Genomic DNA, 26,423 nt, shown 5'->3' with positions numbered 1-26,423 from the left:
CCATACTGGGCAGACGGCGCGCATGGGAGTGAGGGCGAAGAGAGTGGTCGTGGAGGCGGACGGCCCGGAGGACCGGAAGCCGCAGTCGGACGAGGCGCGCAGCGCGTTCGTCCCGCCCGCCGGGGTGGAACCGCCGGTGGTCGTGGAGGAGGAGCATCCGACCTCCGAGTTCGCCGTTCCCGAGGGGCTGACGGCGGAGCCGCCCGAGGAGCCCGAGGGTTCCGCGTTCGCCCCGCCGTCGACGCACTCGGCCAGGCAGGCCCAGGCGGCGTTCACCCCGGCGCACGGGATGCCGCTGGTGCGGCTGCCGGTGGACGCGCCGTGGCAGGACCGGATGCGGACGATGCTGCGGCTGCCGGTGGGCGACCGGCCGATGCCGGAGACCGCGCCCAAGGAGGACGGGGCGGGGCCCGCGGTGGGCCGTGTGCTCGACCTGACCCTGCGTATCGGTGAGCTGCTGCTGGCGGGCGGGGAGGGCGCGGAGGACGTCGAGGCGGCGATGTTCGCGATCTGCCGCAGCTACGGCCTGGACCGGTGCGAGCCGACGGTGACGTTCACGCTGCTGTCGATCACGCACCAGCCGTCGCTGATGGACGACCCGATCACGGCGAACCGGACGGTGCGGCGGCGGGGCACGGACTACACCCGGCTGGCCGCGGTCTACCAGCTGCTCGCCGACATCAACGCGCCGGACCACGACGTCACGCCGGAGGAGGCGTACCGGCGGCTCGCGGAGATCCGGCGCAACCGGCACCCGTATCCGGGCTGGGTGCTGACGCTGGCGGCGGGTGTCCTCGCGGGGGCGGCCTCGGTGCTGCTCGGCGGTGACTTCACGGTGTTCTGCGTGGCGGCGCTCGGCGCGGTGCTCGGCGACCGTCTCGCGTGGCTGTGCGCGGGGCGCGGGCTGCCGGAGTTCTACCAGTTCCTGGTGGCGGCGATGCCGCCGGCCGCGATGGGGGTGCTGCTGACGCTGCTGCACGCCGATCTGCGGCCCTCGGCGGTCATCACGGGTGGTCTGTTCGCCCTGATCCCCGGTCGTGCTCTGGTGGCGGCCGTGCAGGACGGTCTGACCGGCTTCTACATCACGGCCTCGGCCCGGCTCCTGGAGGTCGGGTACTTCTTCGTGGCGATCGTGGTGGGTGTGCTGTCGGTGCTGTACGTGGCCGTGCAGTTCGACGCGCAGCTGAACCCGGAGGGGGCGCTCAGTCCGGTCGAGCGTCCGGTGGTGCAGATCCTGGCGTCGATGGTGCTGTGCGCGACGTTCGCCATCCTGTTGCAGCAGTCGCGGGCGACGGTGCTGTTCGCGACGTTGAACGGCGGGGTGGCGTGGGTGGTCTACGCGTCGATCGCGGTGACGGCGGGCGGCTCGGCGGTGATGGCGACGGCGGTGGCGGCGGGTCTTGTGGGTCTCTTCGGCCAGCTGATCGCCCGGTACCACCACACGTCGTCGCTACCGTACGTGACGGCGGCGATCGGTCCGCTGCTGCCGGGTTCGGCGACGTACTTCGGGGTGCTGTCGATCGCCCAGAACAATCTGGACCAGGGCTTCGCCAACCTGGCGAAGGCGGCGGCCCTGGCGCTGGCGATCGCGATCGGCGTGAACCTGGGAAGCGAGCTGGCCCGCCTCTTCATGCAGGCTCCGCGCGCGGCTGCGGCGCGGCGTGCGGCGAAGCGGACCAGGGGCTTCTGACGGGCCCGGCGGGGCCTCGGGAGCGCGGGACGCGCAGGACCCCGGGGCCGGGACGGGCCTCGGGGTCCTGGACGTGCTCACAGGAGCCCGGGGCGGGCTCCGCGGGGGTGGGTCAGCGCTTGGCGTGGCGGCCGCGGCCCGGGTTCGGGGTGCCGGGGGCGTCGTGGCCGTGCTCGTCGTCCTGGGCGGCCTTGGCCTTCTTCGACTGCGAGCGGGCGCGGAGGTACTCGATCACGATCGGGACCACGGAGATCGCGACGATCAGGATGAGGATCGCCTCGATGTGCTCGTGCACGAAGTCGATCTTGCCGAGGGAGGCGCCGAGGATGGTGACGCCGGCGCCCCAGAGCACGCCGCCGATGATGTTGAACGTGATGAACGAGCGGTAGTTCATCCGGCTGACACCGGCGATGATCGGCGTGAACGTCCGCACGATCGGCACGAAGCGGGCCAGGATCAGCGACTTCGGGCCGTGCTTCTCGAAGAACTCGTGCGCCTTCTCCACGTTCTCCTGCTTGAAGAGCTTGGAGTCGGGGCGCTTGAAGAGGGCGGGGCCGACCTTGCGGCCGAAGAGATAGCCGACCTGGTCGCCGATGATCGCGGCGGCCACGATGAGCGTGCAGACGAGCCACAGCGGCTGGTCCAGCTTGTTCGTGGTGACCAGCAGGCCGGTGGTGAAGAGCAGCGAGTCGCCGGGCAGGAAGAACCCGATGAGCAGGCCGGACTCGGCGAAGACGATGACGAGGACACCGATCAGACCGAAGGTCTGGATCAGATAGTCCGGGTCCAGCCAGCTCGGTCCGAGGGCAAGCGTATTCACGGGGTTCCGGGCTCCTGCGGTCGGTGGGGGCGAGGGGGACGGCTGCCCCAAGGTACCAACGCATTCCCACCGGCCCGGGTTCCACGGGCCCCCGGTGGGCGTTCCCGGGATGCGACGGCGGGCGGGCGGTCCGAGGCTGGTGGCCAGGAGGTGGATGCGGATGGGCATCGAGGAGTACGGCGGCGGCCAGGGGCCGCACCCGGACGTACTGGTCGTCACCACGAACGACGTACCCGGCTACGAGGTCCGGCAGGTCATCGGCGAGGTCTTCGGACTGACCGTGCGCTCGCGCCATCTGGGCAGCCAGATCGGCGCGGGGCTGAAGTCGATGATCGGCGGAGAACTGAAGGGTCTGACGAAGACCCTGGTGGAGACCCGCAACCAGGCGATGGAGCGTCTTGTGGAGCAGGCGAAGGCGCGCGGCGCCAACGCCGTGCTGATGTTCCGCTTCGACGTGACGGAGGCGGCCGACGTGGGGACGGAGGTCTGCGCGTACGGGACGGCGGCGGTGATCGCCCCGCGTGGGTGAGGCCTGATGCCGGAGGACGGCACCCTCGACACGGAGGGACGACACCCCCAACTCTCAGGGTGTTGTGCGGCATTTGTGCACTTATGGTGGGGCGGTGGCCACCGATACCCCGTCGTCCGAGCCCCCGCCCCACGTCCCCCGGACGCCCTCCCGAGCTCTGCTGCCGCAGGTGCTGCCCGCGCTCGTCGTGGGCGTGCTGGCGGCCCTGCTCTACCTGGGGATCACGTGGATCTCCGAGGAGTTCGAGCACGTGCTCTGGGACACCCTTCCGGACGCGCTCGGGATCGGCGGCTACTCGTCCCTGTGGATGATCGTCATGCTGACCGCGACCGGCATCGCGGTGGGGCTCATCATCTGGAAGGTCCCCGGTCACGCGGGGCCCGACCCCTCCGAGACCGGCCTCGGCGGCGCCCCGCTGGCGCCCTACGTCGTTCCCGGCCTGCTGCTCGCGGGCACGCTCACGCTCGCCGGCGGCGTCAGCCTCGGCCCGGAGAACCCGATCATCGCGGCGAACATCGCGCTCACCTACTGGCTCGGCAGCAAACTGCGGCCGAACGCACCGGGCGCCTTCTGGGTCGTGCTGGCCTCGTCCGCCACCATCGGCGCCCTCTTCGGCACCCCGGTGGCCGCCGCCCTGGTCATCTCCGAGGCGCTCGTCCACCAGCCGGGCCCCGGCTCGCTCTGGGACCGGCTCTTCGCACCGCTCCTCGCCGCCGGGGCGGGGTCCCTGACCACGTCCCTGCTCTCGCACCCCACCTTCGACCTGTCGCTCCCCCAGCTGACCGACCCCGGCTGGGGCGACCTGCTCGCCTCGCTGATCGTGGCCACCCTGGCCGCCTGCTTCGGCCTCCTGTGCTGTTACGGCCTGCCCTACGTCCACCGCGCCTTCCGGCGGCTGAAGCACCCGATGCTGATGCTGCCGACCGGCGGTCTGGTCCTCGGCCTGCTGGGCGCGCTCGGCGGGTCTCTGACGCTCTTCAAGGGCCTGGACCAGATGAAGGAGCTCGCCGCGAACCTCGGCGGCTGGTCCTCGGGCGAGCTGGCCAGAATGGCCGTCGTCAAGCTCGTCGCCCTGCTCGTCGCCTCCGCCTGCGGCTTCGTCGGCGGCCGGATCTTCCCCGCCGTGTTCATCGGCGTCGCCTTCGGCATGCTCGCCCAGGCCCTGGTCACGGAGATCCACCCCGCGGTCGCCATCTCCTCGGCCGTGCTCGGCGTGCTGCTCGCGACCACCCGGCAGGGCTGGGTGAGCCTCTTCGTCGCCGCCGTCCTCGCCTCCTCCCCGGCCATGCTCTCGATCCTCTGCCTGGCCTCCCTGCCCGCCTGGCTGGTCGTCACCGGCCGCCCCCAACTCGAACTCGACGAGCACGGCGCCTCGCTGCGCTGACCACCCCCCAAGGAGTTCCCATGGCGTTGCACAAGGGCCCCGACAAGCCCCAGGCCGAGCCGGACCGGCACCTCGCCCTCAACCCGTTCTTCGGTGAGGCCAACCCGGTCGGCGGCATGACCGAGGCCCCGCCCCGCCACCGGCTCCCCGACGGGCCGCTGCCGCCCATGAGCGCCTATCAGCTCGTCCACGACGAGCTGATGCTCGACGGGAACTCCCGGCTGAACCTCGCCACCTTCGTCACCACCTGGATGGAGCCCCAGGCCGGTGTCCTGATGGCCGAGTGCCGCGACAAGAACATGATCGACAAGGACGAGTACCCGCGCACCGCCGAGCTGGAGCGGCGCTGTGTGGCCATGCTGGCCCAGCTGTGGAACGCGCCGGACCCCACCGCCACCGTCGGCTGCTCCACCACCGGCTCCAGCGAGGCGTGCATGCTCGCCGGCATGGCCCTCAAGCGCCGCTGGGCCAAGCGGAACGCCGACCGCTACCCGGGCAGCGCCCGGCCCAACCTGGTCATGGGCGTCAACGTCCAGGTCTGCTGGGAGAAGTTCTGCAACTTCTGGGAGGTCGAGGCCCGGCTCGTCCCCATGGAGGGCGACCGCTTCCACATGGACGCGGAGTCGGCCGCCGCGCTCTGCGACGAGAACACCATCGGTGTGGTCGCCGTGCTCGGCTCGACCTTCGACGGCTCCTACGAACCGGTCGCGGAGATCTGCGCCGCGCTCGACGCCCTCCAGGAACGGACCGGCCTCGACATCCCCGTGCACGTCGACGGCGCGTCCGGCGCGATGGTCGCCCCCTTCCTTGACGAGGACGTGGTCTGGGACTTCCGGCTGCCCCGGGTCTCCTCGATCAACACCTCCGGTCACAAGTACGGCCTGGTCTACCCGGGCGTCGGCTGGGCGCTGTGGCGCTCGCCCGCCGAACTCCCCGAGGACCTCGTCTTCCGGGTCAACTACCTGGGCGGCGACATGCCGACCTTCGCCCTCAACTTCTCCCGGCCCGGCGCCCAGGTCGTCGCGCAGTACTACACGTTCCTGCGGCTGGGCCGGGAGGGCTACCGCGCCGTCCAGCAGACGACCCGTGACGTCGCCCGCGGGCTCGCCGAACGGATCGAGACCATGGGCGACTTCCGGCTCCTCACCCGGGGCGACCAGCTGCCCGTCTTCGCCTTCACCACCGCCCCCGAGGTCACCAACTTCGACGTCTTCGACGTCTCGCGGCGCCTGCGGGAGAACGGCTGGCTGGTGCCCGCGTACACCTTCCCCGCCAACCGGGAGGACCTGTCCGTGCTGCGGGTGGTGGCCCGCAACGGCTTCTCCGCCGACCTCGCCGACCTCTTCATCGAGGACCTGCGGCGTCTGTTGCCGGAACTGCGGCGCCAGTCAGGACCGTCGATCGAGGACCGGGGGGCCGCCACCTCCTTCCACCACTGACTCCGGGCGTCCGGCGGGCGCTGTCACCGGTGCTCGCCCACACAGGCCAGGGCGAAGCTCGACCAGCGCTCGCCGTCGACCGATATCGCGTACCTGCACGCGGACCCGGAGCGGAGCAGCCCGAGCGGCGTACGGCGGGTGAAGCCCGTGCCCTCGCCCGAGGGCCGGAAGCTCCGGCCGCCGTCGACGCTCACGAACTCCCGGTCCTCCGCGGTGATCAGCACCCGGCCCCCGGGGCCCGGTACGGGCAGGCCCTGGAGCGTGCGCGGCTCGTGGACCGGTCCCGTCGTCCACATCCGCTCCCAGGTGCGGCCGCCGTCCAGGGAGCGGTGCAGGGCGCGCATCGGGTTCTTGACCGGGTTCCCGCCCTTCAACTCGCCCATCTCCGCGGCGTAGACGGCGTCCTGGCCGACCGCGACCGCGGTGTACCAGCCCGGTGCGGTGGTGGGGCTCGGCAACCGGCCGATCGACCAGCTGCGGCCCCGGTCCCGCGAGACGGCGACGGCCGCCCGGCCCGAGAGCGGGTCGGTGCCGGAGACCCACCAGGAGCCGTCCGGCTCGGCGACCTCGGCCGGCCTCGGACCGGGCCCGATCGGCGGCCCCTGGGCGAGCGCCCGCCGCCGGCCGTCCTCCGGGTCGATCACGACCAGCCGCTCCCGCGCGCACTCGTCCCCCGCGAGCGGTCCGGCGGACGGCGGACTCGGCTCGGCGCAGTCGGTGGTGAGGACGGCACCGGCCGGGATCACCGGAGTCGTCCCGCTCGTGCGCGGGTCGACCCGGCGCCAGGTCCGCCCTCCGTCCCGGGTGAACCAGGACCTGCGGGTCTCCGGGCTCGCGCCGCCCTCCTCGATCAGGGCCCGGCCCGGGCCGAGGACCTTCAGGTCGGCGGAGACGCCGTCCATCGGCGCGACCTCGGGCAGCGGGGAGCGCCGCAGCACCCAGGCCTTCGCACCCCGGTCAAGCACGGCCACGGGCTGGCGGCAGAAGCCGCTCTCCGGCGCCCCCGCGTCCTGCACGCAGTCGGCGAGCAGCGCGAACCCGCTGCCGTCCGCCGCGAACCCCGGGCTGTGCGACCACCCGGGCAACCCCTCGGCGGACGGTATGCGCGGCGGGGCGCCGGCCGCCCCGCCCCGACCGCTCCCGCCGGGCAGGCCCGTCGAGGGCGAGGCCCCCGGGACCGACGGGCTCGACCCCGGAGCCCCCGAAGCACCCGACGTACCCGAGGGCCCCGAAGTCCCCTGCGCCGAGGGCCCCGTGCCCCCGTCCCCCGCCCCCTCCCCCGCACACGCCGCCAGCAGCGTCGTCGCCATCGTCGTCAGCGCCACCACAGCGCCCGTCACTCCGCGAAGCCCGCGCATCTCCCGTCCCCCTGTCCCCGAGGCAGACGGTCCACGGTGAACCGTCTGCCTTGGGTACACCGCTCGACGGCTTCGCGTTCCCACTCCCCCGCGACGAGTTCGGAAAAGTGCGCCCCCGCCGCTACGAACCGCCTCCGCCGCGACCCGCCGCCGCTACGAACCGCCTCCGCCGCGACCCGCCGCCGCTACGCGCTCAGGCGCGTGAACCTCCGTACCGCCAGCGGGAAGAAGACCGCGAGCAGCACCAGCGGCCAGACCACCGCCGCCCACACGTGTCCCGGCTCGCCGCCCGGGTTGCCGAACAGGTCCCGTACCGCCGTCGCCGTCGCCGACATCGGGTTCCACTCCACGACCGTGCCCAGCCACCCCGGCATGGACTCGGGCGAGGCGAAGGCGTTGGAGAGGAAGCCGACCGGCCAGACCAGGATCTGCACGGCCATCACCAACTCCGGCCTCCCCGCGAGCATCGCCAGGAAGATCCCGATCCAGAGCATCGCGAACCGGAGCAGGAGCAGCAGCCCCAGCGCCGCCACGAACTCCCCCGGGCCCCCGTGCGCCCGCCAGCCGATCGCGTACCCGACGCCGACCATGAGCAGCAGCCCGGCCGCCGACTGGAGCATGTCGGCGGCCGAACGGCCCACCAGGACCGCCCCGTCGGCCATCGGCATCGAGCGGAACCGGTCGATCACGCCCTTGTTGAGGTCCTGCGTGACGGCCGTCATCGTGGCTTCGAGGCCGAAGACCATCGTCAGCGTCAGCATGCCGGGCACCAGGAAGTCGACGTAGTCGCCCTCGATCCCGCGCCCGCCGCCGACGAGATAGCCGAACATCAGCAGCATCATGATCGGGAAGGCCAGGCCGACCACCATCACGACCGGCTGCCGCGCCCAGTGGGCCAGCTCGCGCCGGGTCATCGTCCAGCAGTCGCTCATCACATACGCCACGCTCATGCCGCCACGCCCTCCGTCGCCTTCTCCTCGCCCGTCTTCCTGCCGGCCGTCTCCTCGTCCCCCGTCAGGTGGAGGAAGACCTCGTCGAGGGTCGGTCGCCGCAGGACGATGTCCTCCGCCTCGATGCCGGCCGTCTCCAGCGCCCGTACGGTCTCCGCGAGGGCCGCCATCCGGTCCGTCACCGGCGCGCTGATCCGCCGCCGGTCCGTGTCGACGCTCACCTCCGCGGCGGGTACGGGCAGCAACCGCGCCGCCTCGACCAGCCGCCGGGCGTCGCGCAGGACCACGTCGATCCGGTCGCCGCCCACCTTCGTCTTCAGCTCGTCCGCCGTGCCGTCGGCGACGACCCGGCCCCGGTCGACGACCGAGATGCGGTCGGCGAGCTGGTCCGCCTCCTCCAGGTACTGCGTGGTGAGCAGGACCGTCGTCCCTCCGCCCACCAGCGAGCGCACCGACTCCCACACCTCGCCCCGCCCCCGGGGGTCGAGCCCGGTCGTGGGCTCGTCGAGGAAGAGCACCTCCGGCTCGGTGATCAGCGAGGCCGCGAGGTCGAGGCGGCGCCGCATGCCGCCGCTGTACTGCTTGACGGGCTTGCGCCCGGTGTCGGTGAGCCCGAACCGGTCGAGCAGCTCGTCGGCGCGCGCGCCCGCCCGGCGGGCCCCCAGGTGGTACAGCCGGCCGAACATCTCCAGGTTCTGCCGGCCGCTCAACTCCTCGTCCACGGCCGCGTGCTGCCCGAGGAGCCCCATCCTGCGCCGCACCTCGGCGGCCTGGCTCCGCGCGTCGAAGCCCGCCACCCGCACCAGGCCCTCGTCGGCCCGCAGCAGGGTGGCCAGGATCCGCACCACCGTGGTCTTGCCCGCGCCGTTGGGGCCCAGCAGCCCGTGCACCGTGCCGCGCCCCACGCGCAGGTCGAGGCCGTCGAGCGCCTGCTTGTCGCCGTACCGTTTCCGCGCGCCCTCGACGACGATCGCGTCCGTCATTCCAGCCTCCCAAGCCAGTAGTCAAACTTGACCACTCGATCGAAGGTATGCCCCGACGGGTCGATTAGTCAAACTTGATTAGAGAGAATTCTTCCGGGGGTTCCGGGTGTTCCGGGGATCTTCCAGCTCCGGGTCGGGCTCGTCCGTGGCGAACGGGTTCTCCTCGCCCTCCGCGAGCACCCCCACGAAGGGCTCGCCCTCACCCGCGAAGGTGTACGCGCCCGCCTCGATCCGCTCGATCAGACCGAGCGTCCACTCCTTGCCGGCGTCGGAGGAGTGCACCCAGAGGTGCATGATCTCCCCGATGTGCCCCAGCTGCTGCGGGCCGCCCTCCGGGGTGTAGTACTCGGTGACGGCCTCGCGCCACTCGTCGAGCGCCCGCACCCGCTGCTTCAGCAGCTCCACGGCCTCCGCCCGGGGGAGGTCGACGATGAAGCCGATCCCCGCGGACAGGACGTCCATCTTCTGGTCGTACGTGGTCAGCGCCTCGCGCAGCAGCGCGAAGTACTCCGCCGTGCCCTCGTCCGTCACCTCGTACTCGGTGCGCGGCGGCCCGCCGGCCGTGCTCGGCGCGATCTCGTACGCGCGCAGCAGGCCCTGCTTGGCCATCTGCTTGAGCGCGTGGTAGATCGAACCGGGCTTGGCGTTGGACCACTCGTGCGCGCCCCAGAACTCCAGGTCGTTGCGGACCTGGTAGCCGTGCGCCCGCCCGTGCTGGCGCACCGCGCCGAGGACAAGCAGCCGGATCGCAGACACCCTCGTACCTCCTAGTCAACCTTGACTAGGGTACGGGCCGTATGCCTCAGGCGTCCTACCCGCCCTGCCCTCCTATCCCCGCTCTCCCGGCTCTCCCCGCTCCTCGGCGATCAGAGTGAAGGAGTCCTTGCCGTCCAGGGACTCCCGGACGATGTCCGCGTGCCCGGCGTGCCGCCCCATCTCCTGGACCAGGTGGAGCAGCATCCAGCGGATCGAGACCCGGCCGTCCTTGGGGAACCAGGGCGCCGGCGGCAGCGGGAAGGTGTCGTCCAGGCTCGGCACCGCGCGCACGAACTCCTCGGTCTCCTTCGCCACGCCCGCCCAGAACGCGAGCACCTCGGGGATGCTCTCCTCCTCCACGAGCCGGAAGCCGTCGCCCCAGCTCTCCCGGCTGCGCTGCCGCTCGTTCGGCCGCTGCTGGGCGAGGCGGAGCCAGACCAGCTCCACCTCGGCGACGTGCTTGATCAGCCCGGAGAGGCTGAGCGCGCTCACGCTGGGGCGGCTCGCCGCCTGTTCCTCGGTGAGACCGAAGGAGGCACGGCGGATCGCGGCCCGCTGGGCCTCGACGAAGTTGAGGAAGGCCCCGCGCTCGTCGCCCTGGGCCTCCGCGGGAACAAGAGCAACCATGATGTCCGCCTTCCTGACGTGAAAAAGAGAGTGGGTGCCGGGGAGTTCCTCTCTCCCGACACCCACCACGTTATGAAGCCTTGCGGACAGCTTCGGTCCTGAATCCCGCACTAGAACGGGAAGCGGCTCCGGCCGTGCTGGATCGAGATCCACTTCTGGGTCGTGAACGCCTCGATCATCGCGTCGCCGTTCAGCCGGCCGACGCCCGAGTGCTTCTCGCCGCCGAACGGCACGATCGGCTCGTCGTGCACGGTGCCGTCGTTGATGTGGATCATGCCGGTGTGGATGCGCTTGGCGACCCGTACGCCCCGCTCGATGTCACCGGTGTGGACGGCGCCGCTCAGGCCGTACGGGGTGTCGTTGGCGATCCGGACCGCCTCCTCCTCGCCGTCGAAGGGGATCACGAGGGCGACCGGGCCGAAGATCTCCTGACTGAGGACGGGCGCGTCGGCCGGGAGGCCGCCGAGGACGGACGGGGAGACCACGTTGCCGTCGGCGGAGCCGTGCAGCAGCGCCGTCGCGCCGGCCGCCACGGCCTGCTCGACGACGGCGGAGACGGACTCGGCCTGCTGGGAGTTGATGAGCGGGCCGATGTGCGTGGCGGGGTCGGCCGGGTCGCCCACGCGCAGCGTCTTCACCTTGGCGACGAACTTCTCGGTGAACTCCGCCTCCACCGTGCGGTCCACCAGGATCCGGTTGGCGGCCATGCAGACCTGGCCCTGGTGCACGAAGCGGCTGAAGACCGCCGCGTCCACGGCGTAGTCGACGTCGGCGTCGTCGAGGACGATGAGGGCGCTGTTGCCGCCGAGTTCGAGGACGGCGTGCTTGAAGTTCTGCGCGCAGACGGTGGCGACGTGGCGGCCGACCTTGTCGGAGCCGGTGAAGGAGATGACCTTCGGGACCGGGTGCGTCAGGAGCGCGTCGCCGATCTCGGCGATGTCGGTGACGACGACGTTCAGCAGACCGGCCGGCAGACCGGCGTCCTCCAGGACCTTCGCGACGAGCGTGCCACCGCAGATCGGGGTGTTCTGGTGCGGCTTGAGGACGACCGCGTTGCCGAGCGCGAGGGCGGGCGCGACGGACTTGAGGGAGAGCAGGAAGGGGAAGTTGAAGGGCGAGATGACGCCGACGACACCGACCGGGAGGCGGTAGACGCGGTTCTCCTTGCCGTCGACCGGCGAGGGCAGGATGCTGCCCTCTGGGCGCAGGGCCAGGTGGATCGCCTCGCGCAGGAACTCCTTGGCGAGGTGCAGCTCGAAGCCCGCCTTCAGGCGCGTACCGCCGAGCTCGGCGACGATCATGTCGCCGAGTTCCTGCTCGCGCTCCTCGACGATCCGCAGCGCGCGCTCGAAGACGAGCCGGCGCGTGTACGGGTTGGTCTCGGCCCACTCGCGCTGGGCGCGCTCGGCGGCGCGGTAGGCGCGGTCGACCTCGTCGGCGGTGGCGACGGTGATCGAGGCGAGCTTCTCCCCGGTGTACGGGTTGAAGTCGATGATGTCCCACGAGCCGCTGCCCGGCTTCCACTCGCCGTCTATGTACTGGTGAGCCAGGTCGGTGAAGTAGGACATGAGGCGAGACCCCTTAACCCGCGGTGGCGGACGCTGTGGCGACCGTGACGGCCGGGACGGCTGTGCACCCCGAGCTTTCCGAGACGGCCGGAAATGCTGATGTCACGTCATCGTACTGACGTCCTACGTGAGTTGAAGGAGTCCCCGGAGAAGATCGCGACTTTCGGCCGGATCGGGACTCTCCTCGGCCAGCCGCTCCATCACGCGCGCGTACTGGGCGACCTCCTCGCGCTTGTCGAGGTACAGCGCGCTGGTCAGCTGCTCCAGATAGACGACGTCGGAGAGATCGGACTCCGGGAAGCTCAGCATGGTGAACGCGCCGCTCTCGCCCGCGTGCCCGCCGTAGCTGAAGGGCATCACCTGGAGCGTGATGTGCGGGTGCTCGGAGATCTCGATCAGATGCCTCAACTGGCCCTGCATCACGGCCCGGTCGCCGTACGGGCGGCGCAGCGCCGCTTCGTCGAGGACGGCGTGGAAGTGCGGGGCGCGCTCGGAGACGAGGACCTTCTGCCGCTCCAGGCGGAGCGCGACACGGCGGTCGATCTCGGCGCGCGGGGCGTCGGGCATGCCGCGGGTGACGACGGCGTGCGCGTACGCCTCGGTCTGCAACAGGCCGTGCACGAACTGGACTTCGTAGATCCTGATGAGCGAGGCGGCGCCCTCGAGGCCGATGTAGGTCTGGAACCAGCCGGGCAGCACGTCGCCGAAACTGTGCCACCAGCCCGCCACGTTGGCCTCGCGGGCAAGACCGAGCAGCGAGCCGCGCTCGGACTCGTCGCTGACCCCGTAGAGCGTGAGCAGGTCCTCGACGTCCCTTGCCTTGAAGCTCACCCTGCCCAACTCCATACGGCTGATCTTGGATTCCGACGCACGGATCGAGTAGCCGGCCGCCTCACGGGTGATGCCGCGCGATTCGCGCAACCGCCTCAGCTGCGAACCCAGCAGGATGCGCCGTACGACGCTTCCGCTCGCTCCGCTCGATTCGACTGCGGTCACGGCTCCAGCCTCTCCTTCGCGGTCACGGGCCCCCGGAGCCCCGGATTCTGCCACTAAACGCTTCAGCGCGTACACATTCGATTACGGAAAGACGGCGACTTCAGGGCGACTTCCTGATCAAGGCGAAACTGATGCGCAGAAGATATGCACAAAATCGGCACGGGGGTGGACAGGTCAGGCGCGTGCACGTGCATCTGCCCTTGCATCCAGTGGTCCCATTCGGAACGATGGACCCCGCGCAACCGCACCACATCCGCGATTCGCCGCGATTCCCGGGAGTGCCTCGCATGGGGACGAATGGATCGACCATGCTCGAGCCGTTACGGCAGGGGCTTCCGCCGATCGATCCCGCCACGGTCTCCAACTCGGCCTCCTGCGCCCTGCCGCCCGCGTACGAAGCGGTGCGCGGCGCACGGAAGTTCACCCGGGCCACGCTCACGCAGTGGGATCTCACCGAACGCTTCGACGACGTCGCCCTGGTCGTCTCCGAACTCGTCACCAACGCCCTGCGTCACGCCCTCCCGTCGGAGTCCCCCGCGGACGAGGGCCGCAACAGCCCTCCGGTCCGCCTGCACCTGATGCGCTGGACGAGCCGTCTGGTCTGCGCGGTGCGCGACCCCAGCCACAAGAGCCCGGAGACGCGCGCGGGGGACGAGGACTTCGCGGCGGAGTCGGGGCGCGGGCTGTTCCTGGTGGACTCCTTCAGCGACAGCTGGGGCTGGCACCCGCTGGCCGGGACGCTCCAGGGCAAGGTGGTGTGGGCGCTCTTCCGGCTCGGACCGGAGTGACGCGCGTAGCCGCACGCACGGGTGGACAGACATACGGGAAGGGCCCCGGCGGGATGCCGGGGCCCTTCCCTCGTGCGTGCGGCCTCATCAGACGAGGTGGTCGAACTCCCCGTCCTTGATGCCGAGAAGCATCGCCTCTATCTCGGCGGGCGTGTAGACGAGGGCGGGGCCGTCCGGGTGGCGCGAGTTGCGCACGGCGACGTTCCCGCCCGGCAGCTTGGCGAACTCCACGCAGGAACCCTGGGAGTTGCTGTGCCGGCTCTTCTGCCACACGACACCGTGGAGCTCCGTGGCCGCCATGCCGTTGTACGCGTGATGCGCGTGCGCATGATGCACTGGTAGCTCCCCGAGACGATTCGTGCAGGTGTCAACTTCCTCGGATCATAGCCGTGTTCATATGCCAATGCATGAGCAGATGCACGTGCACGGGGGGTGGCGTAGCGACTACGCGACTCCGTGCGAGCGGGTCCGGCGTCAGCGAGCTACCGACGAGTACGGCAAGAGTGCCATCTCCCGGGCGTTCTTGACGGCCCGGGCGATCTGGCGCTGCTGCTGGGCGCTCACTCCCGTCACCCTACGGCTTCGGATCTTCCCCCGGTCGGAGATGAACTTCCGCAGCAGGTCGGTGTCCTTGTAGTCGACATAGGAGACGCCGTCGCGATCCAGCGGGTTCCGGCGCGGCTTGGCCGGCTTGCGAGGGGACTTGGGGGGCACGGGGTCAGACCTCCAGGAGGGAGTCGAAGGCGGGCGGGAGCAGCTTCCAGGCCTCGCGCCCGGCGGCGTACTCGGCATCGGTGAGCAGGCAGGAGTCGAGGACCTCGGCGAGGCCCACGCGGTCGAGGCCGGGTGAGGTGAAGACCAGGTGCTGGCAGCGGTCCCCGTGCTCGGGATGCCAGTCCATCGCGGCGGCGGCCCGGCGGACGGGCGGCACCATCTCCCAGGCCGCGTCGGGCAGCGAGGCGAGCCAGGGGCCGACGCCCTCGACGCAGAGCGCGCCGCCCGCCGCGTCCCAGTGGAGCAGGACATCGGGCTTGTCGGCGAGCCAGAACCGGCCGCGGCTACGGGCGGCGGCGCAGGTCAGCTCCTCCAGCGCCGCGTAGAGGCGCTCGGGGTGGAACGGCCGGATGTGGTGCCAGACGAACGTGGTCACCCCGCTGTCGTCCGCGTCCTGGGGCAGCAGCGCGCTGGCCGGGTGCTGGGCGGCCGCGGCGGCCTCGACGTCGAAGCCCGCGAGGGCGGCCGCGGCCAGCTCCCGGCCGGAATCGGCCTGCGGGCCGACCGCGATCCGCCGTGCGGTGGGGTGGAGTTGGTCGAGGAGCGCGCGGTCCGTGTCGTCGGCGGCGAGTTCGCCCTCCGGCGCGTCGACGACCGCGAGGACGGGTGCGTACTCCAGTTGGCGCGCCCAGGTGTCGGCCACGGTCCGCTGGTCGGTGGCGGCGGCCGCGAGCCCGACGTCGGCGAGGTCGTCGCCGTTGCCGAGGCAGGGCAGGACGAGGGCGGGGTCGACGGCGGTGATCACGGCGGTCAGCCGGAGCCCGGCCGCGACCACGACCTCGGCCATCGCCTTCGGCTCGACGGAGTCCCAGAGTTCGACGACGGCGAGCCGGGTGAGCTCGGAGTCGGCCAGCCGCCGCAGCTCGGGGACGAGGTCCTCGCGCAGGGCGCAGCAGGCGCAGTCGTTGACGAGCGGGGTCTCGCCGGTGGACAGGACCCCGGTGGCGTCGCGGACCGTACGGGCGACGGTCCCGGTCTCCGGGGCGGTCGCCAGGTCGTGGTGGAGCGCGACGCTGCCGGGGACGGCGGCGAGGAGCCGGTCCACGGTGGCGCGACGGGCCTCGGAGTGCAGCCCGCCGACCAGGGCGACGGAGAGGGAGGCCACCGGGCCTGCCGGGGGGTGCGTGGGCATCAGCGCGCCGCCTCACGGCGTCCGTACCGCTGCTCGAAGCGCTCCACGCGGCCGGCGGTGTCGAGGACGCGGGCGGTGCCGGTGTAGAAGGGGTGGCTCGCCGAGGAGATCTCGACGTCCACGACGGGGTAGGTGTTGCCGTCCTCCCACACCACGGTCTTCAGGCCGTCGTGGGTGGCGAGCGTGGAGCGGGTGAGGAAGGCGAAGTCGCCGGCCTTGTCGCGGAAGACGACCGGGCCGTACGGGGGGTGGATGCCGTGGCGCATGGGTGCTCAGCGCTCCTCTCGGAAGTCGACGTGCCGGCCCGCGACGGGGTCGTACTTGCGCAGGGTGAGGCGGTCGGGGTTGTTGCGGCGGTTCTTGCGGGTGACGTAGGTGAAGCCGGTGCCGGCGGTCGACCGGAGCTTGATGATCGGGCGGAGTTCGTTGCGGGCCATGATGTGTAGAGTAAATGAAAATGGTTCTCGTTTCCAAAAGAATCCTCGGATTCCCGGGAGAGGTAGGTCACCCTTGTCCGCCCACTGCCAGCTGACCGGCGCACAGCCCGGCTTCGGCAACCGCATCTCGCACTCCCACCGCCGCACGTCACGGCGGTTCGACCCGAACATCCAGAAGAAGCGCTACTGGCTGCCGAGCGAGGGCCGGTACGTCCGGCTGACGCTGAGCGCCCGCGCGATCAAGACCGTCGACACGATCGGGATCGAGGCCGCCGTGGCCCGGATCCGGGCGCGGGGGGTGCGGGTCTGATGGCGAAGAAGAGCAAGATCGCGCGCAACGAGCGGCGGCGACGCGTGGTGGAGCGGTACGCGGAGCGCCGGGCCGAACTGAAGGAGATCATCCGGCGGCCGGCCACACCGGAGGCCGAACGGGAGGCGGCGGTGCGTGAGCTGCGGCGCCAGCCGCGCGACGCGAGCGCGACGCGGATCCGCCACCGGGACGCGGTGGACGGGCGGCCGCGGGGGCATCTGCGGAAGTTCGGGATCTCGCGGGTACGACTGCGGCAGCAGGCACACGCGGGGTTCCTGCCGGGGGTGCGGAAGGCCAGCTGGTAGGCGCTTGGGCCAGCTGGGGTGGCGCTTGGGCCAGCTGGTAGCGGCTTGCCGGGGGCGGTTGCGCGTCAGGGGCGGGGCTGGGGCGCGGGGGTGGGTGTGAGGGACTCCGACAGGTCGTCCAAGGCGTCCAGAAGCAGACCCGCCCCCTTGCGCAGCAGCGGGTCCCCCATCAGCGGCGCGCAGGCCGCGACCGTCTCGCGCAGCTCGTCCCACTCGGGCGCCCTGCGCTCCCGCACCGCCTTGCCGCCCCGTTCCGTCGACCGGCGCAGCGCCTCCGCGAGGGTCGCGGCGGCCGGGACGGGCGGGGCGCCGCGTTCCGGCAGGTGCGCCTCCATCAGCATCGCGACCCGGCCGAACTGGGCCAGCGCGTGCCCCGCGTCGTCGGCCGCCGCCCGTGAAAGGCCGCGGTGGCGCACCGGTTCGTGGGTCGCCCGGTCCAGGGCCTCCTGCCAGGCGATCCGCGCGGCCCGGGTGTTGAGCAGCGCCTCGCGCACGTCGGCGCAGACCGGGCCGGCCGGGTTGGCGTAGTGGGCGACGACCGAGGCGGCGTAACGGCCGTCGGTGACCAGCCAGTCGGCGAGACGGCCGCGCAGCCGGGGTGTCTCCCAGGCGGGGTAGACGGCGTACGCGAGCATCGCGAGGACTCCGCCGAGGAGGGTGAGGACCACCCGCTCGAACACGGTCTGGGTCCAGGCCGTACCTCCCATGCCGAGCAGGAAGACGACGTACGCGGAGACGCACACCTGGCTCGCGGCGTAACCGGTGCGCATCAGCAGGTACATCCCGAAGGCGCAGGCCACGGCGAGCGCGGCGGAGGCGTACACGCCCGGATCGGCGAGCTCGACGACGGCGGTGGCGAGGGCGACGCCGACGAGGGTGCCGCCGAAGCGGGCGACGGAACGGGAGTACGTCTGCGAGAAGTCGGGGCGCATGACCATCACGGAGGCCATCGGGGCCCAGTAGCCGTGGCCGAGGGGGAGGGCGGAGCCCAGGACGTAGCCGGCGGCGGTCACGGCGGTGACCCGGACGGCGTGCCGGAGGACCGGGGAGTCGGGGCGGAGTTCGGCGCGCATGCGGGCGAGGACGACGGGGGTCAGGCGGAGGAGGGTGGGGCGGGCACGGGCCTCGGCGCCGGTTTCCGTACGGGTTTCCGTACGGGGCTCGGCGGTCTCGACGACGTCGTCGAGGAGGGCGGCGAGGCGGACGGCGGCGCGACGGGGGGCGCCGCTGAGGAGGGTGCCGGTGTCGGGGGTGCGCAGGGCGGCGACGGCGGCGGACGGTAGGTCGACGGGCTCGCCGTGCCGGATCGCGTGGGCGGCGGCGTCCAGGACGGCGGCGGCCGCGGCGAGGAGTTCGCGGACCCGGTCGCGTGCCGGGCCCTCGGCGGAGGCGCCGACGGCCGGGTCGGCGAGGGAGGCGAGCACGGGGCGGATGCGCTCGGCGAGGCCGCGCGCGCCGTGAAGTTCGGCGGGGCGGCGGCGGGCCTGGTGGGGTGTCACGGCGGCGGCGCTGCGGGCGGTCATGAGCGGGACCGGGTCGAAGGAGGCGGTGGGGTCGTGGCGCAGGCGCCGGGCGTAGTCCGCCTCGGCGGCGAGGGCGTCGGCGAGCGCGTCGCGCTGGGCGCCCCAGCGGCGGACGGGGAGGAGGACGACGAGGGCCGCCTGGACGAGGCCGCCGACGGCGATCATCGCGGCGTGGCCGGCGGCCTCGGCGACGGAGGTGGGGAGGGTGACGGTGACCAGCATCATCGCGACGTTGGAGGAGGCGATGATGCCGACCGTGGGGCCCGCGGCCCAGGCGAGGCCGGAGACGAACGTCCAGACGGCGAGCAGGGCGAGGAAGAGGGCGGGGTGGGAGCCGGCGCCGGTGACGTAGCCGAGGAAGGTGGAGACGGCGAGGCTGGCGCCCGAGGCGAGGGCGAGGGTGGGGCGGGGGCGCCAGGAGCGCTGGAACGTGGCGATGGCGGCCTGGAAGGCGCCGAACGCGGAGCTGATGGCGGCTCCCGGGCCGAAGAGCGCGAGCGTCGCGCCGACGACGAGGGCGAGGCCGAGGGCTGCGCGGGCGGCGACGAGCGGTTCGAGCGGACGCCGTTCGACGGTGAGCCCGGAACGGGCGGTCGCTTTCAGGGCCCGGAGCCAGCTCATGGCGGGAGCCTATCCGCGAAGCGGTACGAAAGGGTTGATTCCCCCCACTCCACCCCTTCCCGAAACCCCGCCGGCGGCGGGGCGTGCGCCGGGGGGCAGAGGGGTGCGGGGGCGCCGCCGGCGCCAGCCCGGAAGCCCCTGGCGCCATGGTTGGCGTCGACGGCGCCAAGAGGTGCCAGTAATCACGTAAGTGCAGTTCAAAGTGGCCTTTGGGCGCACGCTCAATCCCGCAAAGGGCGGGCTGCGCCCCCTACACCCACCCCATCCCGCGCCACATGGCTCGCCATGGCGCCATTCGTGTGCCATTATGGCGCCACGACATTCACGCACCTGCCTGGTCATCGAAGGGGTCGGATCATGGAGACAGCGCAGAGCAGCCCGCAGAGCGCGGCGCCCGGTGCCTTCGTGGCCTTCGTGCGGTTCGTGCTCTGCGGTGGGGGCGTGGGGGTCGCGTCCAGTTTCGGGGTGGCCGCGCTCGCCGGCTGGGTTCCCTGGGCCGTGGCGAACGCCCTCGTCGCCGTCGTCTCGACGCTCCTCGCCACCGAGTTGCACGCGCGCTTCACCTTCGGTGCGGGTGGGCGCGCGACCCGGCGCCAGCACGTGCAGTCGGCCGGGTCCGCGGTGGCCGCCTACGCGGTGACCTGTGTCGCGATGTTCGTCCTGCAGCAGCTGGTGGCCTCGCCCGGCGCGGTCCTCGAGCAGGTCGTCTACCTCTCCGCCTCCGCGCTCGCCGGAGTCGCCCGGTTCGCCGTGCTGCGGCTCGTCGTCTTCGCCCGCAAGCGGTCCGCCCGGACCGTGTCCCTCGCCAGGACCGTCGACACCGACGCGCTCTGCCGCGCCGCCTGATCCGAACGAAAGGCCCTAGCCGCCCTCGACCTCCCCCTGACCCGCCCGGCCCAGGCCCGCCGCGTTCGCGGCCGTCGTGCCGTGGGACCAGCCCGCCTCGTCCCACATCGCGCGGACCCGGGTCGTGCGGGTCCGCGGGAACATCTCGTCCGTGTGCGACGTGACCGCCGCCTCGCGGCTGCGCAGCGCCGGAAGCAGCGTGGGCTCCTCCGCCGACACCCGGCGCGCGGTCGCCGCGAGACGGGTGCCGAGCCGGTTCGCGTACGCCAGCAGGAACGACTGCCGGAAGGACTTCGTACGCTTCCGGCCGCCCGCCCGCTGCTCCGCCTCCGCGCGCGTCATCGCCGCCGTCCCCTGGACGAGGAGCGAGGTGTACAGCAGCTCCACCGGATCCAGGTCCGCCTCGAAACCGACCACCGTCGAGAAGCCGTACGGCTCGTTCCACACCGCCCTGCAGTGGTTCGCCGTCGCCACCGCGTCCAGCAGGATCGCCTTCGCCTGCTCGTACGGCGGCTCCACCCCGATCCGTAGCGCCCCCGGCACATCGCCCGAAGGCGTACGCGACGCAAGGGCCGCCTCGTCCAGGCTGTGCCGGGCCATCAGCTCCTGGGCCTTGGCGGTCAACGCCTCCGCCTCCTCCGGGTACCCCGTCGCCTCGGCCTTCGCCAGCAGCGCGCGGACCCGCGTCAGCATCCGCGGCTCCCCCGCCGCCGGCGCCGGAAGCGCGTCGCCCGGCACCGGGCCCACCGGTTCGAGGGACGGCAGCCGGACGAGGAGCCGGTACAGCTCAAGGGTCGTCGTCGCCGACGAGAACCGGTCCGCGCCGCGGGCGGCGGGCTTCGTGTCCAGGTCGGCGAGTTGGGCGGCCCAGCGGTGCGGCAGGTGCGCGTAGCCCGCCGTCTCCGCCGCGATCAGGGCCCCTGCCTGGCGTACGTGCTCCTCCGCCAGGTCCCGTCTCACCAGGCGTACGAGATCCGCCGGCTGCCAGCCGCGCTCCCATGCCCTGCGTACGAACTCCTCGCCCCGGCGCGCCAGTTCCGCGTCCGCCGAGCGGTCGGCCGCGAGCAGCGACGCCGCCGTGTCGAGGAGCGCTTCCTCGTCCGTGTAGAGGGCGGTCTCCAGGGCCCTGTCCACCGTCGTCCCCGTGCTCATGACTGCTTCGCGTCCCATTCCTCGCGTGCGCGGCCGATCACCGCGCGGTGGTCGAGCGACCAGTCGATCAGCTGCTTGATCAGGTGCGTCATGCTGTGCCCCGTCTCCGTCAGCGCGTACTCCACCTGCGGCGGTGTCGTCGGGTACACCGTCCGCGTCACCAGCCCGTCCCGCTCCAGGCGGCGCAGGGTCAGGGTCAGCATGCGCTGCGAGATGCCGGTGACCAGACGCTGCAGCTCCCTGAAGCGGCGCGGGCCCGCGGCCAGTTCGACGACCACGTGCACGGTCCACTTGTCGCCGAGGCGGTCCTGCACATCCCGTACTCCGCACTCCTCCGCACAGCTCACCAGGGGGTCGGCGGCTCCCGCCCCGCTGGTTACCTCGGTGTGCCCCTCGTACACGAATGTGCCTCCTTACAAGATCCGCGCCTTGCTCCCAGGATGGTCCTCGAAGGACGGAACCACGAAACCAGGGGGAATCATGCTGCTCGTCACCGGTGTCTCCGGCGGTCTCGGCTCGCTCGTCGCGGAGCGCCTCGCGGGGCGGGAGGACGTGCTCCTCGGCACCCGGGCCGGGCTGCCCGGCACCCGTCACGTCGACTTCGACGCGCCCGCGAGCCTGCCGGAGGCCTTCGCCGGGGTGGACACCCTGCTGCTGATCTCGGCCGGGTACGGCGAGGACGACGTCGTGATCGCCCGGCACGAGGCCGCGATATCCGCCGCCGAGGCCACCGGAGTCCGGCACGTCGTCTACACCAGCCTCTCCGGCGACGGCGACCATCTCACGTACTCCCTCGCCCACCGCTGGACCGAGCGGCGGCTCCAGCGGTCGAGCGTCGAGTGGACGGTGCTGCGGAACGGTCTGTACGCCGAGTTCCTCACCTGGATCGCGACGCCCGACGCCGACCACCGCATCACCGGGCCCCTCGGGGACGGCCGGCTCGCCGCGGTGGCGCGCGCGGACCTCGCCGAGATCGCGGTCCGCGTCGCCACCGACCCGGCCGCCCACGCCGGCCGCACCTACGAACTCGTCGGCGAACGCCCGCTCGGCGGGGCGGACCTGGCGGAGGCCCTGGGCGCCACCTACGCCCCCGGGACGCTCGCCGAGGCGCGGGCGGCGATCGCGGCCTCCGGGGCCGTGGACTTCCAGGTGCCGATGCTGACGGGCACGTACTCGGCCATCGCCCACGGCTTCATGGACGGTACGGGGGTCAAGAGCGACCTGCGGGAGCTGCTGGGGCGGGCACCGCTGGACCCGCTGGAGGTGTTCGTGGCGGCGGTGCGGCGGGGGTAGCGCGTACGGCGGACGGACAGCCGTACGGCGGGGGTAGGGCCAGGCATACCTCGGGGACGCCCATCAGTGGTCGTGATCGGCGGGCGGGGAGACGATTCGCTTGGGGCATGACTTCAACGAGCCAATCCGACTGTTCCGACATCGCCGTTCGGTTGGTCGGCCTTCGCCGCCATCACCGGGACGTGCGGGCCCTGGACGGCGTCGACCTGGACTTCCGTGCCGGGACCTTCACCGCCGTCATGGGGCCCTCCGGTTCCGGCAAGTCCACGCTGCTGCAGTGTTCGGCGGGCCTCGACCGGCCCACGGGCGGGACGGTCGAGGTGGGCGGGGTCGGTCTCGCGGGGCTGAGCGAGCGGCGGTTGACGCTGCTGCGGCGGGAGCGGATCGGCTTCGTCTTCCAGTCGTTCAACCTGCTGCCCTCGCTGACGGCCGCCCAGAACGTGGCCCTGCCCCTGCGGCTCGCGGGGCGGCGGGTGTCGCGGGGCGAGGTCCGGGCGGCCCTTGAACGGGTCGGGCTCGGCGGGCGGGAACACCACCGGCCCGGGGAACTGTCCGGTGGGCAGCAGCAACGGGTCGCGATCGCACGGGCGTTGATCACGCGCCCGGCGGTGCTCTTCGGCGACGAGCCGACCGGCGCCCTCGACTCCACCACCAGCCGCGAGGTCCTGACGATGCTGCGGGAGCTGGTGGACCGGGACGGCCAGACGATCATCATGGTCACGCACGACCCGGTGGCGGCGGCGCGGGCTGACCGGGTGGTGTTCCTCGTCGACGGGACGGTGGCGGGTGAGCTGTACCGGCCCACGGTGGAGGGCGTCGCGGGGCGGATGGCCGGTCTTGAGGCGGGTTCGGCGTCGGCCGGTACGTCGACGGCGGCTTCCGGCCCCGCCGCCTCCGGGGTGGCCGAGGCGGCTTCCGGCCCCGCCGCCTCCGGGGTGGCCGAGTCCGGGGTGGAGGTCCTCCCGTGCTGACCGTCGCCCTCTCCGGGCTGCGCGCCCGTTGGGCCGCCTTCCTCGGCAGCTTCGTCGCCCTCGCCCTCGGCGTCGGGCTCCTCACCACCATGGGCCTCGGCCTCTCCGCCACCTTCGACGCGCCCGAGCGCGCCCCGCAGCGGTTCGCGGCGGCGCCCGTGGTCGTGAAGGGGCGGGACGCGGTCACCGTCGAGGTACGGCGGGGTCCGGCCACCGCCACCGTGTCGCAGCAGCTCGACCGTCCACAGCCTGTGGATATCGAACTGCTCGGCGAGCTGAAGGCCCGCTGGACCGTCACCACCTCCGGTGGCCCCGACGCCGTCGGCGTCCACGCCCCCGCCGCCGAGGTCCGTACGCTCGTCGGCGACCGGGCCCGGGTGCTCACCGGGGACGAGCGGCGGCTCGCCGACCCCGAACCGGAGCGCGACGCCGAGGCGCTCGTCGCCGTCAACGCCCTCCTCGGCACGGCCGGGGGCGTCACGACCTTCGTGTCCGTCTTCGTCGTCGCGTCCACGTTCGCGTTCGCGGTCGCCCTGCGGCGGCGGGAGTTCGGGCTGCTGCGGACGGCGGGCGCGACGCCCGGTCAGGTGCGGCGGATGCTGCTCGCGGAGGCCGCCGGGGTCGGCGTGCTCGCCTCCGCCGCCGGGTGCGCGCTCGGCGGGTGGGCGGCGCCCTGGGTGGCGCGCGTGCTCGTGGACGGGGGCCTCGCGCCCGAGTGGTTCGCGATCGGCGGGGCCGCCTGGCCCTTCCACGTCGCCTTCTGGACGGGCGTGACCGTCGCTCTCGCGGGCGCCTTCGCCGCCTCGCGGCGGGCGGGGAAGGTCGGTCCGGCCGACGCGCTGCGGGACGCGGACGTCGACCGGGACGTGCTGCCGCTCGGCCGGGCGCTGCTCGGCACGGGCCTGTTGGTGACGGGCGCGGCACTGCTGGCGTGGACGTGTGTCACCGAGCCCTCGGAACTGCTGAAGCGCAAGACGTACACGACCGTGCCCATGCTCCTGATCACGGGCGTGGCACTGCTGGCCCCGGTGCTGGTCGGGCCGGTGGCGCGGGCGGTGCGGCTGCCGGGGGCGACGGGGATGCTCGTACGGGAGAACAGCGCGGCGGCCGTCCGCCGTACCGCCGCCGTCGCCGCGCCCGTTCTCGTGACGGTCGCGCTGGCCGGCTCGCTCCTTGGGGCGTCGGCGACGGTCACGAGCGCGAAGGCGGCGGAGGCGCGGGAGCAGACGCGGGCGGAGTGGGTGGTGACGGGCGACGCCCTGCTGCCGGTGCCGGGTACGTCGGCGACGGGCGCCACCTCGGTCTTCGTACGGGACGGGGAGGAGGCGCTGGTGAAGTACGGGGCGCGGGCGGTGTCCGACCCGGCGGCCTTCGCGGAACTGTCGCGGCTGCCGGTGGTGGCCGGGGACGTGGCCGACCTGGACGACCGGTCGATCGTCGTGAACGAGGAGTTCGAGCGGCGGACGGTGGGTGACGTGGTGGAGGTGTGGCGCGCGGACGGGAGCGGCCCGGTCCGGCTGCGGGTGGCGGCGGTGCTCGCGCTCGGGACCGGTGACAACGGCCCGTACGTGACGCGGGCGAACGCCCCGGGGGCGGTCGTGGACCGGATCGACGCGCGGGGGGCGGGGGCGGGGGCCGGCGGGGCGGTACGGGGCGTGGACGCGGAGGCGCTGGCCGCCGCGGGCGGGACGGTACGGAGCGTGGAGGACTGGGCTGCCGCCACGCACCCGGCATCGAGCCCGGAAGCCCGGTTCGGCCTGCTCCTGGTCCTCGGCATCGCCCTCGTCTACACGGTGATCGCGCTCGCCAACACACTCCTGATGGCGACCTCGGTACGGGGCTCGGAACTGGCCGCGCTCCGCCTGGTCGGCGCCACCCGCGCCCAGATCCTGCGGGTCGTGACGGGCGAGTCGGCGCTCGCGGTGGCGATCGGTACGGCGCTGGGCCTCACGGTGACGGCGGCCTGCCTGGCCCTCCAGGGCGCCGCCCTTGCGGCCCTCTCGGCCCCGGTCGCGCTCACCGTCCCTTGGATCGCCGTCGCCGCGTCGGCGGCCACCTGCGCCCTCGTCGCGACGGCCGCCTCCGCCCTCCCCGCGTGGCGCGCGACGCGCTGAGCGGCGAAGGTAGGTGGACGGGGCGGTGACCAGGGTCGGAGCCGGGTCACCGCCCCGTCCTGGGGTCCGGGCGGCGCAGAGGGCAGACCGCCGGGGGCAGAGGGCAGACCGCCGGGGGAGGGTCGGACGATCGAGGGGGCTCAGGGTGGCAGACCGCCGCCCAGCCTCACGAAGCCATGGGCGAACTCCTGGAGCGGGTGACGGGCACGACGGCCGAGCGGTACATCACCCGGAACGTCATCGAGCGCGCCGGACTCCGCGACACCGAGCTCCCCACCGGGCCCGACATCGACGGGCCTCACTCGCGGCTCTACGAGGCGTGGTTCGGCATGATCGACCCACCGCGCGACTACAGCGTGTTCGACATGTCATGGGCGGGGTTGGCGGGATCACTGATATCGACCGTCGCCGACCTCAACCGTTTCTACGGACTGCTGCTGGCCGGCGAGATCGTCAGCCCTTCGGCACTGGCGCAGATGCGACGCACCGTCCCGGTCGTCACCCAGGACGGAAAGACGAATGACTACGGCCTGGGCCTGTACCCGATGGAAGCTCCCGGCCAGGCCACCTTCTGGGGTCACGGCGGCACGGTCTGGGGTGCCGGAACACTGGCCATGACCCGCGCCGACGGCAGGCGGCAGATGGCTGTGGCGGTGAACCTGCAGAGGTACAACAGGCTCGACTCCTCGGGCCGGCCCGAGCCCCATGCCATCGACCACGCGCTCGAAGCGCTCTACCGCGTCGCGATGTACGGCTGACCGTCACCCGCCGAGGAGGTCAGCCGGCCTTACCCACAAGGGCCCGGCCTGCCTCGCGCTCCGCTCGGCGGAGTTCTGCGGCTGCCAGGGCGAAGTACGCGGCGGTGAGGAAGAGCAGGCCCGGGATCGCCAGCATCGTGCGCTGGTCGCTCTCCAGGACGGCCTCGTACTCGCCCTGGGCGATCTCGACCGTGCCGCGCGCGTGCGGCGTGGCGTCGAAGGCGAAGTAGCGGCCGCCCCTCGCCTCCGCGGCCTGCAGGTTGCCCTCCCCCGCCGTGCTGACGCCCGTCATCCCCATC

Annotated in this window: 28 protein-coding genes and 1 pseudogene; 12 read left to right on the top strand and 17 right to left on the bottom strand. The window is 72.7% G+C overall.

Annotated features, from left to right (window positions below):
* Window positions 1-43 precede the first annotated feature (43 nt).
* Window positions 44-1,690 carry a threonine/serine exporter ThrE family protein gene (locus tag ACF09C_RS12150; RefSeq protein WP_392091424.1) on the top strand — a complete coding sequence of 549 codons (1,647 nt, stop codon included), beginning with the start codon at window positions 44-46 and terminating at the stop codon, window positions 1,688-1,690.
* Between the two features lie 112 nt (window positions 1,691-1,802).
* Here the strand turns inward: ACF09C_RS12150 and ACF09C_RS12145 are convergent, their stop codons facing one another.
* Window positions 1,803-2,510 (bottom strand): DedA family protein, encoded by a 708-nt coding sequence (locus tag ACF09C_RS12145; RefSeq protein ID WP_392091281.1) that lies wholly within the window; start codon window positions 2,508-2,510, stop codon window positions 1,803-1,805.
* 160 nt (window positions 2,511-2,670) lie between these two features.
* Between ACF09C_RS12145 and ACF09C_RS12140 the strand changes: the two genes are divergently transcribed.
* The 3 genes from ACF09C_RS12140 to ACF09C_RS12130 all read left to right on the top strand — a co-directional run bounded on the left by ACF09C_RS12140 (window position 2,671) and on the right by ACF09C_RS12130 (window position 5,862).
* Window positions 2,671-3,039, top strand: coding sequence for a YbjQ family protein (locus tag ACF09C_RS12140; RefSeq protein ID WP_392091280.1), 369 nt, complete (start codon window positions 2,671-2,673; stop codon window positions 3,037-3,039).
* A gap of 94 nt (window positions 3,040-3,133) precedes the next feature.
* Window positions 3,134-4,423 carry an ion channel protein gene (locus ACF09C_RS12135; RefSeq protein WP_392091278.1) on the top strand — a complete coding sequence of 430 codons (1,290 nt, stop codon included), beginning with the start codon at window positions 3,134-3,136 and terminating at the stop codon, window positions 4,421-4,423.
* Window positions 4,424-4,443: 20 nt separating this feature from the next.
* Window positions 4,444-5,862: a glutamate decarboxylase gene (locus ACF09C_RS12130; protein ID WP_392091277.1), complete on the top strand. Its 1,419-nt coding sequence runs from the start codon at window positions 4,444-4,446 to the stop codon at window positions 5,860-5,862.
* Window positions 5,863-5,885: 23 nt separating this feature from the next.
* On the opposite strand, the gene ACF09C_RS12125 is transcribed toward ACF09C_RS12130, so the two are convergent.
* From ACF09C_RS12125 to ACF09C_RS12095, 7 genes are all read right to left on the bottom strand, one after another.
* A complete protein-coding gene (locus ACF09C_RS12125; RefSeq protein ID WP_392091276.1) occupies window positions 5,886-6,947 on the bottom strand; it encodes a WD40/YVTN/BNR-like repeat-containing protein in 1,062 nt (353 codons plus the stop codon).
* A gap of 458 nt (window positions 6,948-7,405) precedes the next feature.
* A complete protein-coding gene (locus ACF09C_RS12120; RefSeq protein WP_392091274.1) occupies window positions 7,406-8,170 on the bottom strand; it encodes an ABC transporter permease in 765 nt (254 codons plus the stop codon).
* Entirely contained in the window at window positions 8,167-9,153 is a 987-nt protein-coding gene (locus tag ACF09C_RS12115; RefSeq protein WP_392091272.1) for an ATP-binding cassette domain-containing protein, read from the bottom strand. Before ACF09C_RS12115 ends, ACF09C_RS12120 begins: the two co-directional genes overlap by 4 nt.
* Window positions 9,154-9,231: 78 nt before the next feature.
* Window positions 9,232-9,909 (bottom strand): PadR family transcriptional regulator, encoded by a 678-nt coding sequence (locus tag ACF09C_RS12110; protein WP_392091271.1) that lies wholly within the window; start codon window positions 9,907-9,909, stop codon window positions 9,232-9,234.
* A 72-nt stretch (window positions 9,910-9,981) separates the two neighbouring features.
* Window positions 9,982-10,536 carry a DinB family protein gene (locus tag ACF09C_RS12105; protein ID WP_392091270.1) on the bottom strand — a complete coding sequence of 185 codons (555 nt, stop codon included), beginning with the start codon at window positions 10,534-10,536 and terminating at the stop codon, window positions 9,982-9,984.
* A 110-nt stretch (window positions 10,537-10,646) separates the two neighbouring features.
* A complete protein-coding gene (locus tag ACF09C_RS12100) occupies window positions 10,647-12,104 on the bottom strand; it encodes an aldehyde dehydrogenase family protein (protein ID WP_392091268.1) in 1,458 nt (485 codons plus the stop codon).
* Between the two features lie 123 nt (window positions 12,105-12,227).
* Window positions 12,228-13,100, bottom strand: a complete 873-nt coding sequence (locus tag ACF09C_RS12095; protein ID WP_362414285.1) for a helix-turn-helix transcriptional regulator — start codon at window positions 13,098-13,100, stop codon at window positions 12,228-12,230.
* 287 nt (window positions 13,101-13,387) lie between these two features.
* On the opposite strand from ACF09C_RS12095, the gene ACF09C_RS12090 reads away from it, so the two are divergent.
* Window positions 13,388-13,888: an ATP-binding protein gene (locus ACF09C_RS12090; RefSeq protein WP_392091267.1), complete on the top strand. Its 501-nt coding sequence runs from the start codon at window positions 13,388-13,390 to the stop codon at window positions 13,886-13,888.
* Between the two features lie 87 nt (window positions 13,889-13,975).
* Here ACF09C_RS12090 and ACF09C_RS12085 read toward each other — a convergent pair whose 3' ends face one another.
* From ACF09C_RS12085 to rpmG, 5 genes are all read right to left on the bottom strand, one after another.
* Window positions 13,976-14,188 (bottom strand): DUF397 domain-containing protein, encoded by a 213-nt coding sequence (locus tag ACF09C_RS12085; protein ID WP_315892628.1) that lies wholly within the window; start codon window positions 14,186-14,188, stop codon window positions 13,976-13,978.
* 174 nt (window positions 14,189-14,362) lie between these two features.
* Window positions 14,363-14,602, bottom strand: coding sequence for a 30S ribosomal protein S18 (gene rpsR / locus ACF09C_RS12080; protein ID WP_392091266.1), 240 nt, complete (start codon window positions 14,600-14,602; stop codon window positions 14,363-14,365).
* Window positions 14,603-14,606: 4 nt separating this feature from the next.
* The gene (locus tag ACF09C_RS12075; protein ID WP_392091265.1) at window positions 14,607-15,794 is read right to left on the bottom strand and encodes a CobW family GTP-binding protein; all 1,188 of its coding nucleotides are present in this window, start codon (window positions 15,792-15,794) and stop codon (window positions 14,607-14,609) included.
* Window positions 15,794-16,060 (bottom strand): type B 50S ribosomal protein L31, encoded by a 267-nt coding sequence (locus ACF09C_RS12070; protein WP_392091264.1) that lies wholly within the window; start codon window positions 16,058-16,060, stop codon window positions 15,794-15,796. Before ACF09C_RS12070 ends, ACF09C_RS12075 begins: the two co-directional genes overlap by 1 nt.
* A 6-nt stretch (window positions 16,061-16,066) precedes the next feature.
* Window positions 16,067-16,231, bottom strand: coding sequence for a 50S ribosomal protein L33 (gene rpmG, locus ACF09C_RS12065; RefSeq protein ID WP_019888385.1), 165 nt, complete (start codon window positions 16,229-16,231; stop codon window positions 16,067-16,069).
* Window positions 16,232-16,304: 73 nt separating this feature from the next.
* On the opposite strand from rpmG, the gene rpmB reads away from it, so the two are divergent.
* Window positions 16,305-16,541 (top strand): 50S ribosomal protein L28, encoded by a 237-nt coding sequence (gene rpmB, locus ACF09C_RS12060; RefSeq protein ID WP_361855885.1) that lies wholly within the window; start codon window positions 16,305-16,307, stop codon window positions 16,539-16,541.
* Window positions 16,541-16,846 carry a 30S ribosomal protein S14 gene (gene rpsN, locus ACF09C_RS12055; protein ID WP_392091263.1) on the top strand — a complete coding sequence of 102 codons (306 nt, stop codon included), beginning with the start codon at window positions 16,541-16,543 and terminating at the stop codon, window positions 16,844-16,846. The genes rpmB and rpsN overlap by 1 nt, the downstream gene beginning before the upstream one ends.
* A 65-nt stretch (window positions 16,847-16,911) precedes the next feature.
* On the opposite strand, the gene ACF09C_RS12050 is transcribed toward rpsN, so the two are convergent.
* Window positions 16,912-18,990 (bottom strand): FUSC family protein, encoded by a 2,079-nt coding sequence (locus tag ACF09C_RS12050; protein WP_392091262.1) that lies wholly within the window; start codon window positions 18,988-18,990, stop codon window positions 16,912-16,914.
* A gap of 357 nt (window positions 18,991-19,347) precedes the next feature.
* On the opposite strand from ACF09C_RS12050, the gene ACF09C_RS12045 reads away from it, so the two are divergent.
* A complete protein-coding gene (locus ACF09C_RS12045; RefSeq protein ID WP_392091261.1) occupies window positions 19,348-19,836 on the top strand; it encodes a hypothetical protein in 489 nt (162 codons plus the stop codon).
* Between the two features lie 15 nt (window positions 19,837-19,851).
* On the opposite strand, the gene ACF09C_RS12040 is transcribed toward ACF09C_RS12045, so the two are convergent.
* Window positions 19,852-20,988 (bottom strand): DUF2786 domain-containing protein, encoded by a 1,137-nt coding sequence (locus ACF09C_RS12040; RefSeq protein WP_392091260.1) that lies wholly within the window; start codon window positions 20,986-20,988, stop codon window positions 19,852-19,854.
* A complete protein-coding gene (locus ACF09C_RS12035; RefSeq protein ID WP_392091259.1) occupies window positions 20,985-21,389 on the bottom strand; it encodes a winged helix-turn-helix transcriptional regulator in 405 nt (134 codons plus the stop codon). The genes ACF09C_RS12040 and ACF09C_RS12035 overlap by 4 nt, the downstream gene beginning before the upstream one ends.
* Before the next feature lie 79 nt (window positions 21,390-21,468).
* Here ACF09C_RS12035 and ACF09C_RS12030 point away from each other — a divergent pair, with 79 nt between their 5' ends.
* The 4 genes and pseudogenes from ACF09C_RS12030 to ACF09C_RS12015 all read left to right on the top strand — a co-directional run.
* Window positions 21,469-22,281 (top strand): NAD(P)H-binding protein, encoded by an 813-nt coding sequence (locus tag ACF09C_RS12030; RefSeq protein ID WP_392091258.1) that lies wholly within the window; start codon window positions 21,469-21,471, stop codon window positions 22,279-22,281.
* 107 nt (window positions 22,282-22,388) lie between these two features.
* Entirely contained in the window at window positions 22,389-23,252 is an 864-nt protein-coding gene (locus ACF09C_RS12025; RefSeq protein WP_392091257.1) for an ABC transporter ATP-binding protein, read from the top strand.
* The gene (locus ACF09C_RS12020; RefSeq protein ID WP_392091256.1) at window positions 23,246-25,366 is read left to right on the top strand and encodes an ABC transporter permease; all 2,121 of its coding nucleotides are present in this window, start codon (window positions 23,246-23,248) and stop codon (window positions 25,364-25,366) included. Before ACF09C_RS12025 ends, ACF09C_RS12020 begins: the two co-directional genes overlap by 7 nt.
* Window positions 25,367-25,542: 176 nt before the next feature.
* Window positions 25,543-26,124: pseudogene (locus ACF09C_RS12015) on the top strand (serine hydrolase domain-containing protein); the annotation flags it as partial.
* Between the two features lie 19 nt (window positions 26,125-26,143).
* On the opposite strand, the gene ACF09C_RS12010 reads toward ACF09C_RS12015, so the two are convergent.
* The gene (locus ACF09C_RS12010) at window positions 26,144-26,416 is read right to left on the bottom strand and encodes a hypothetical protein (protein ID WP_392091255.1); all 273 of its coding nucleotides are present in this window, start codon (window positions 26,414-26,416) and stop codon (window positions 26,144-26,146) included.
* Between the last annotated feature and the right edge of the window lie 7 nt (window positions 26,417-26,423).

The organism is Streptomyces sp. NPDC014870 (genome assembly GCF_043081505.1).
In the GTDB taxonomy this organism is placed as follows: Bacteria; Actinomycetota; Actinomycetes; order Streptomycetales; family Streptomycetaceae; genus Streptomyces.
Note: the sequence above shows the minus strand (reverse complement) of the source record. Positions and strands in the feature narration are given on the sequence as shown.

Coding starts and splice junctions, on each gene's coding strand:
- ACF09C_RS12140 (WP_392091280.1), top strand. CDS start 2,671: ATGGGCATCGAGGAGTACGGCGGCGGCCAGGGGCCGCACCCGGACGTA.
- ACF09C_RS12130 (WP_392091277.1), top strand. CDS start 4,444: ATGGCGTTGCACAAGGGCCCCGACAAGCCCCAGGCCGAGCCGGACCGG.
- ACF09C_RS12120 (WP_392091274.1), bottom strand. CDS start 8,170: ATGAGCGTGGCGTATGTGATGAGCGACTGCTGGACGATGACCCGGCGC.
- ACF09C_RS12115 (WP_392091272.1), bottom strand. CDS start 9,153: ATGACGGACGCGATCGTCGTCGAGGGCGCGCGGAAACGGTACGGCGAC.
- ACF09C_RS12105 (WP_392091270.1), bottom strand. CDS start 10,536: ATGGTTGCTCTTGTTCCCGCGGAGGCCCAGGGCGACGAGCGCGGGGCC.
- ACF09C_RS12100 (WP_392091268.1), bottom strand. CDS start 12,104: ATGTCCTACTTCACCGACCTGGCTCACCAGTACATAGACGGCGAGTGG.
- ACF09C_RS12090 (WP_392091267.1), top strand. CDS start 13,388: ATGGGGACGAATGGATCGACCATGCTCGAGCCGTTACGGCAGGGGCTT.
- ACF09C_RS12085 (WP_315892628.1), bottom strand. CDS start 14,188: ATGGCGGCCACGGAGCTCCACGGTGTCGTGTGGCAGAAGAGCCGGCAC.
- ACF09C_RS12075 (WP_392091265.1), bottom strand. CDS start 15,794: ATGCCCACGCACCCCCCGGCAGGCCCGGTGGCCTCCCTCTCCGTCGCC.
- ACF09C_RS12070 (WP_392091264.1), bottom strand. CDS start 16,060: ATGCGCCACGGCATCCACCCCCCGTACGGCCCGGTCGTCTTCCGCGAC.
- rpmG (WP_019888385.1), bottom strand. CDS start 16,231: ATGGCCCGCAACGAACTCCGCCCGATCATCAAGCTCCGGTCGACCGCC.
- rpsN (WP_392091263.1), top strand. CDS start 16,541: ATGGCGAAGAAGAGCAAGATCGCGCGCAACGAGCGGCGGCGACGCGTG.
- ACF09C_RS12050 (WP_392091262.1), bottom strand. CDS start 18,990: ATGAGCTGGCTCCGGGCCCTGAAAGCGACCGCCCGTTCCGGGCTCACC.
- ACF09C_RS12045 (WP_392091261.1), top strand. CDS start 19,348: ATGGAGACAGCGCAGAGCAGCCCGCAGAGCGCGGCGCCCGGTGCCTTC.
- ACF09C_RS12040 (WP_392091260.1), bottom strand. CDS start 20,988: ATGAGCACGGGGACGACGGTGGACAGGGCCCTGGAGACCGCCCTCTAC.
- ACF09C_RS12030 (WP_392091258.1), top strand. CDS start 21,469: ATGCTGCTCGTCACCGGTGTCTCCGGCGGTCTCGGCTCGCTCGTCGCG.
- ACF09C_RS12025 (WP_392091257.1), top strand. CDS start 22,389: ATGACTTCAACGAGCCAATCCGACTGTTCCGACATCGCCGTTCGGTTG.
- ACF09C_RS12010 (WP_392091255.1), bottom strand. CDS start 26,416: ATGACGGGCGTCAGCACGGCGGGGGAGGGCAACCTGCAGGCCGCGGAG.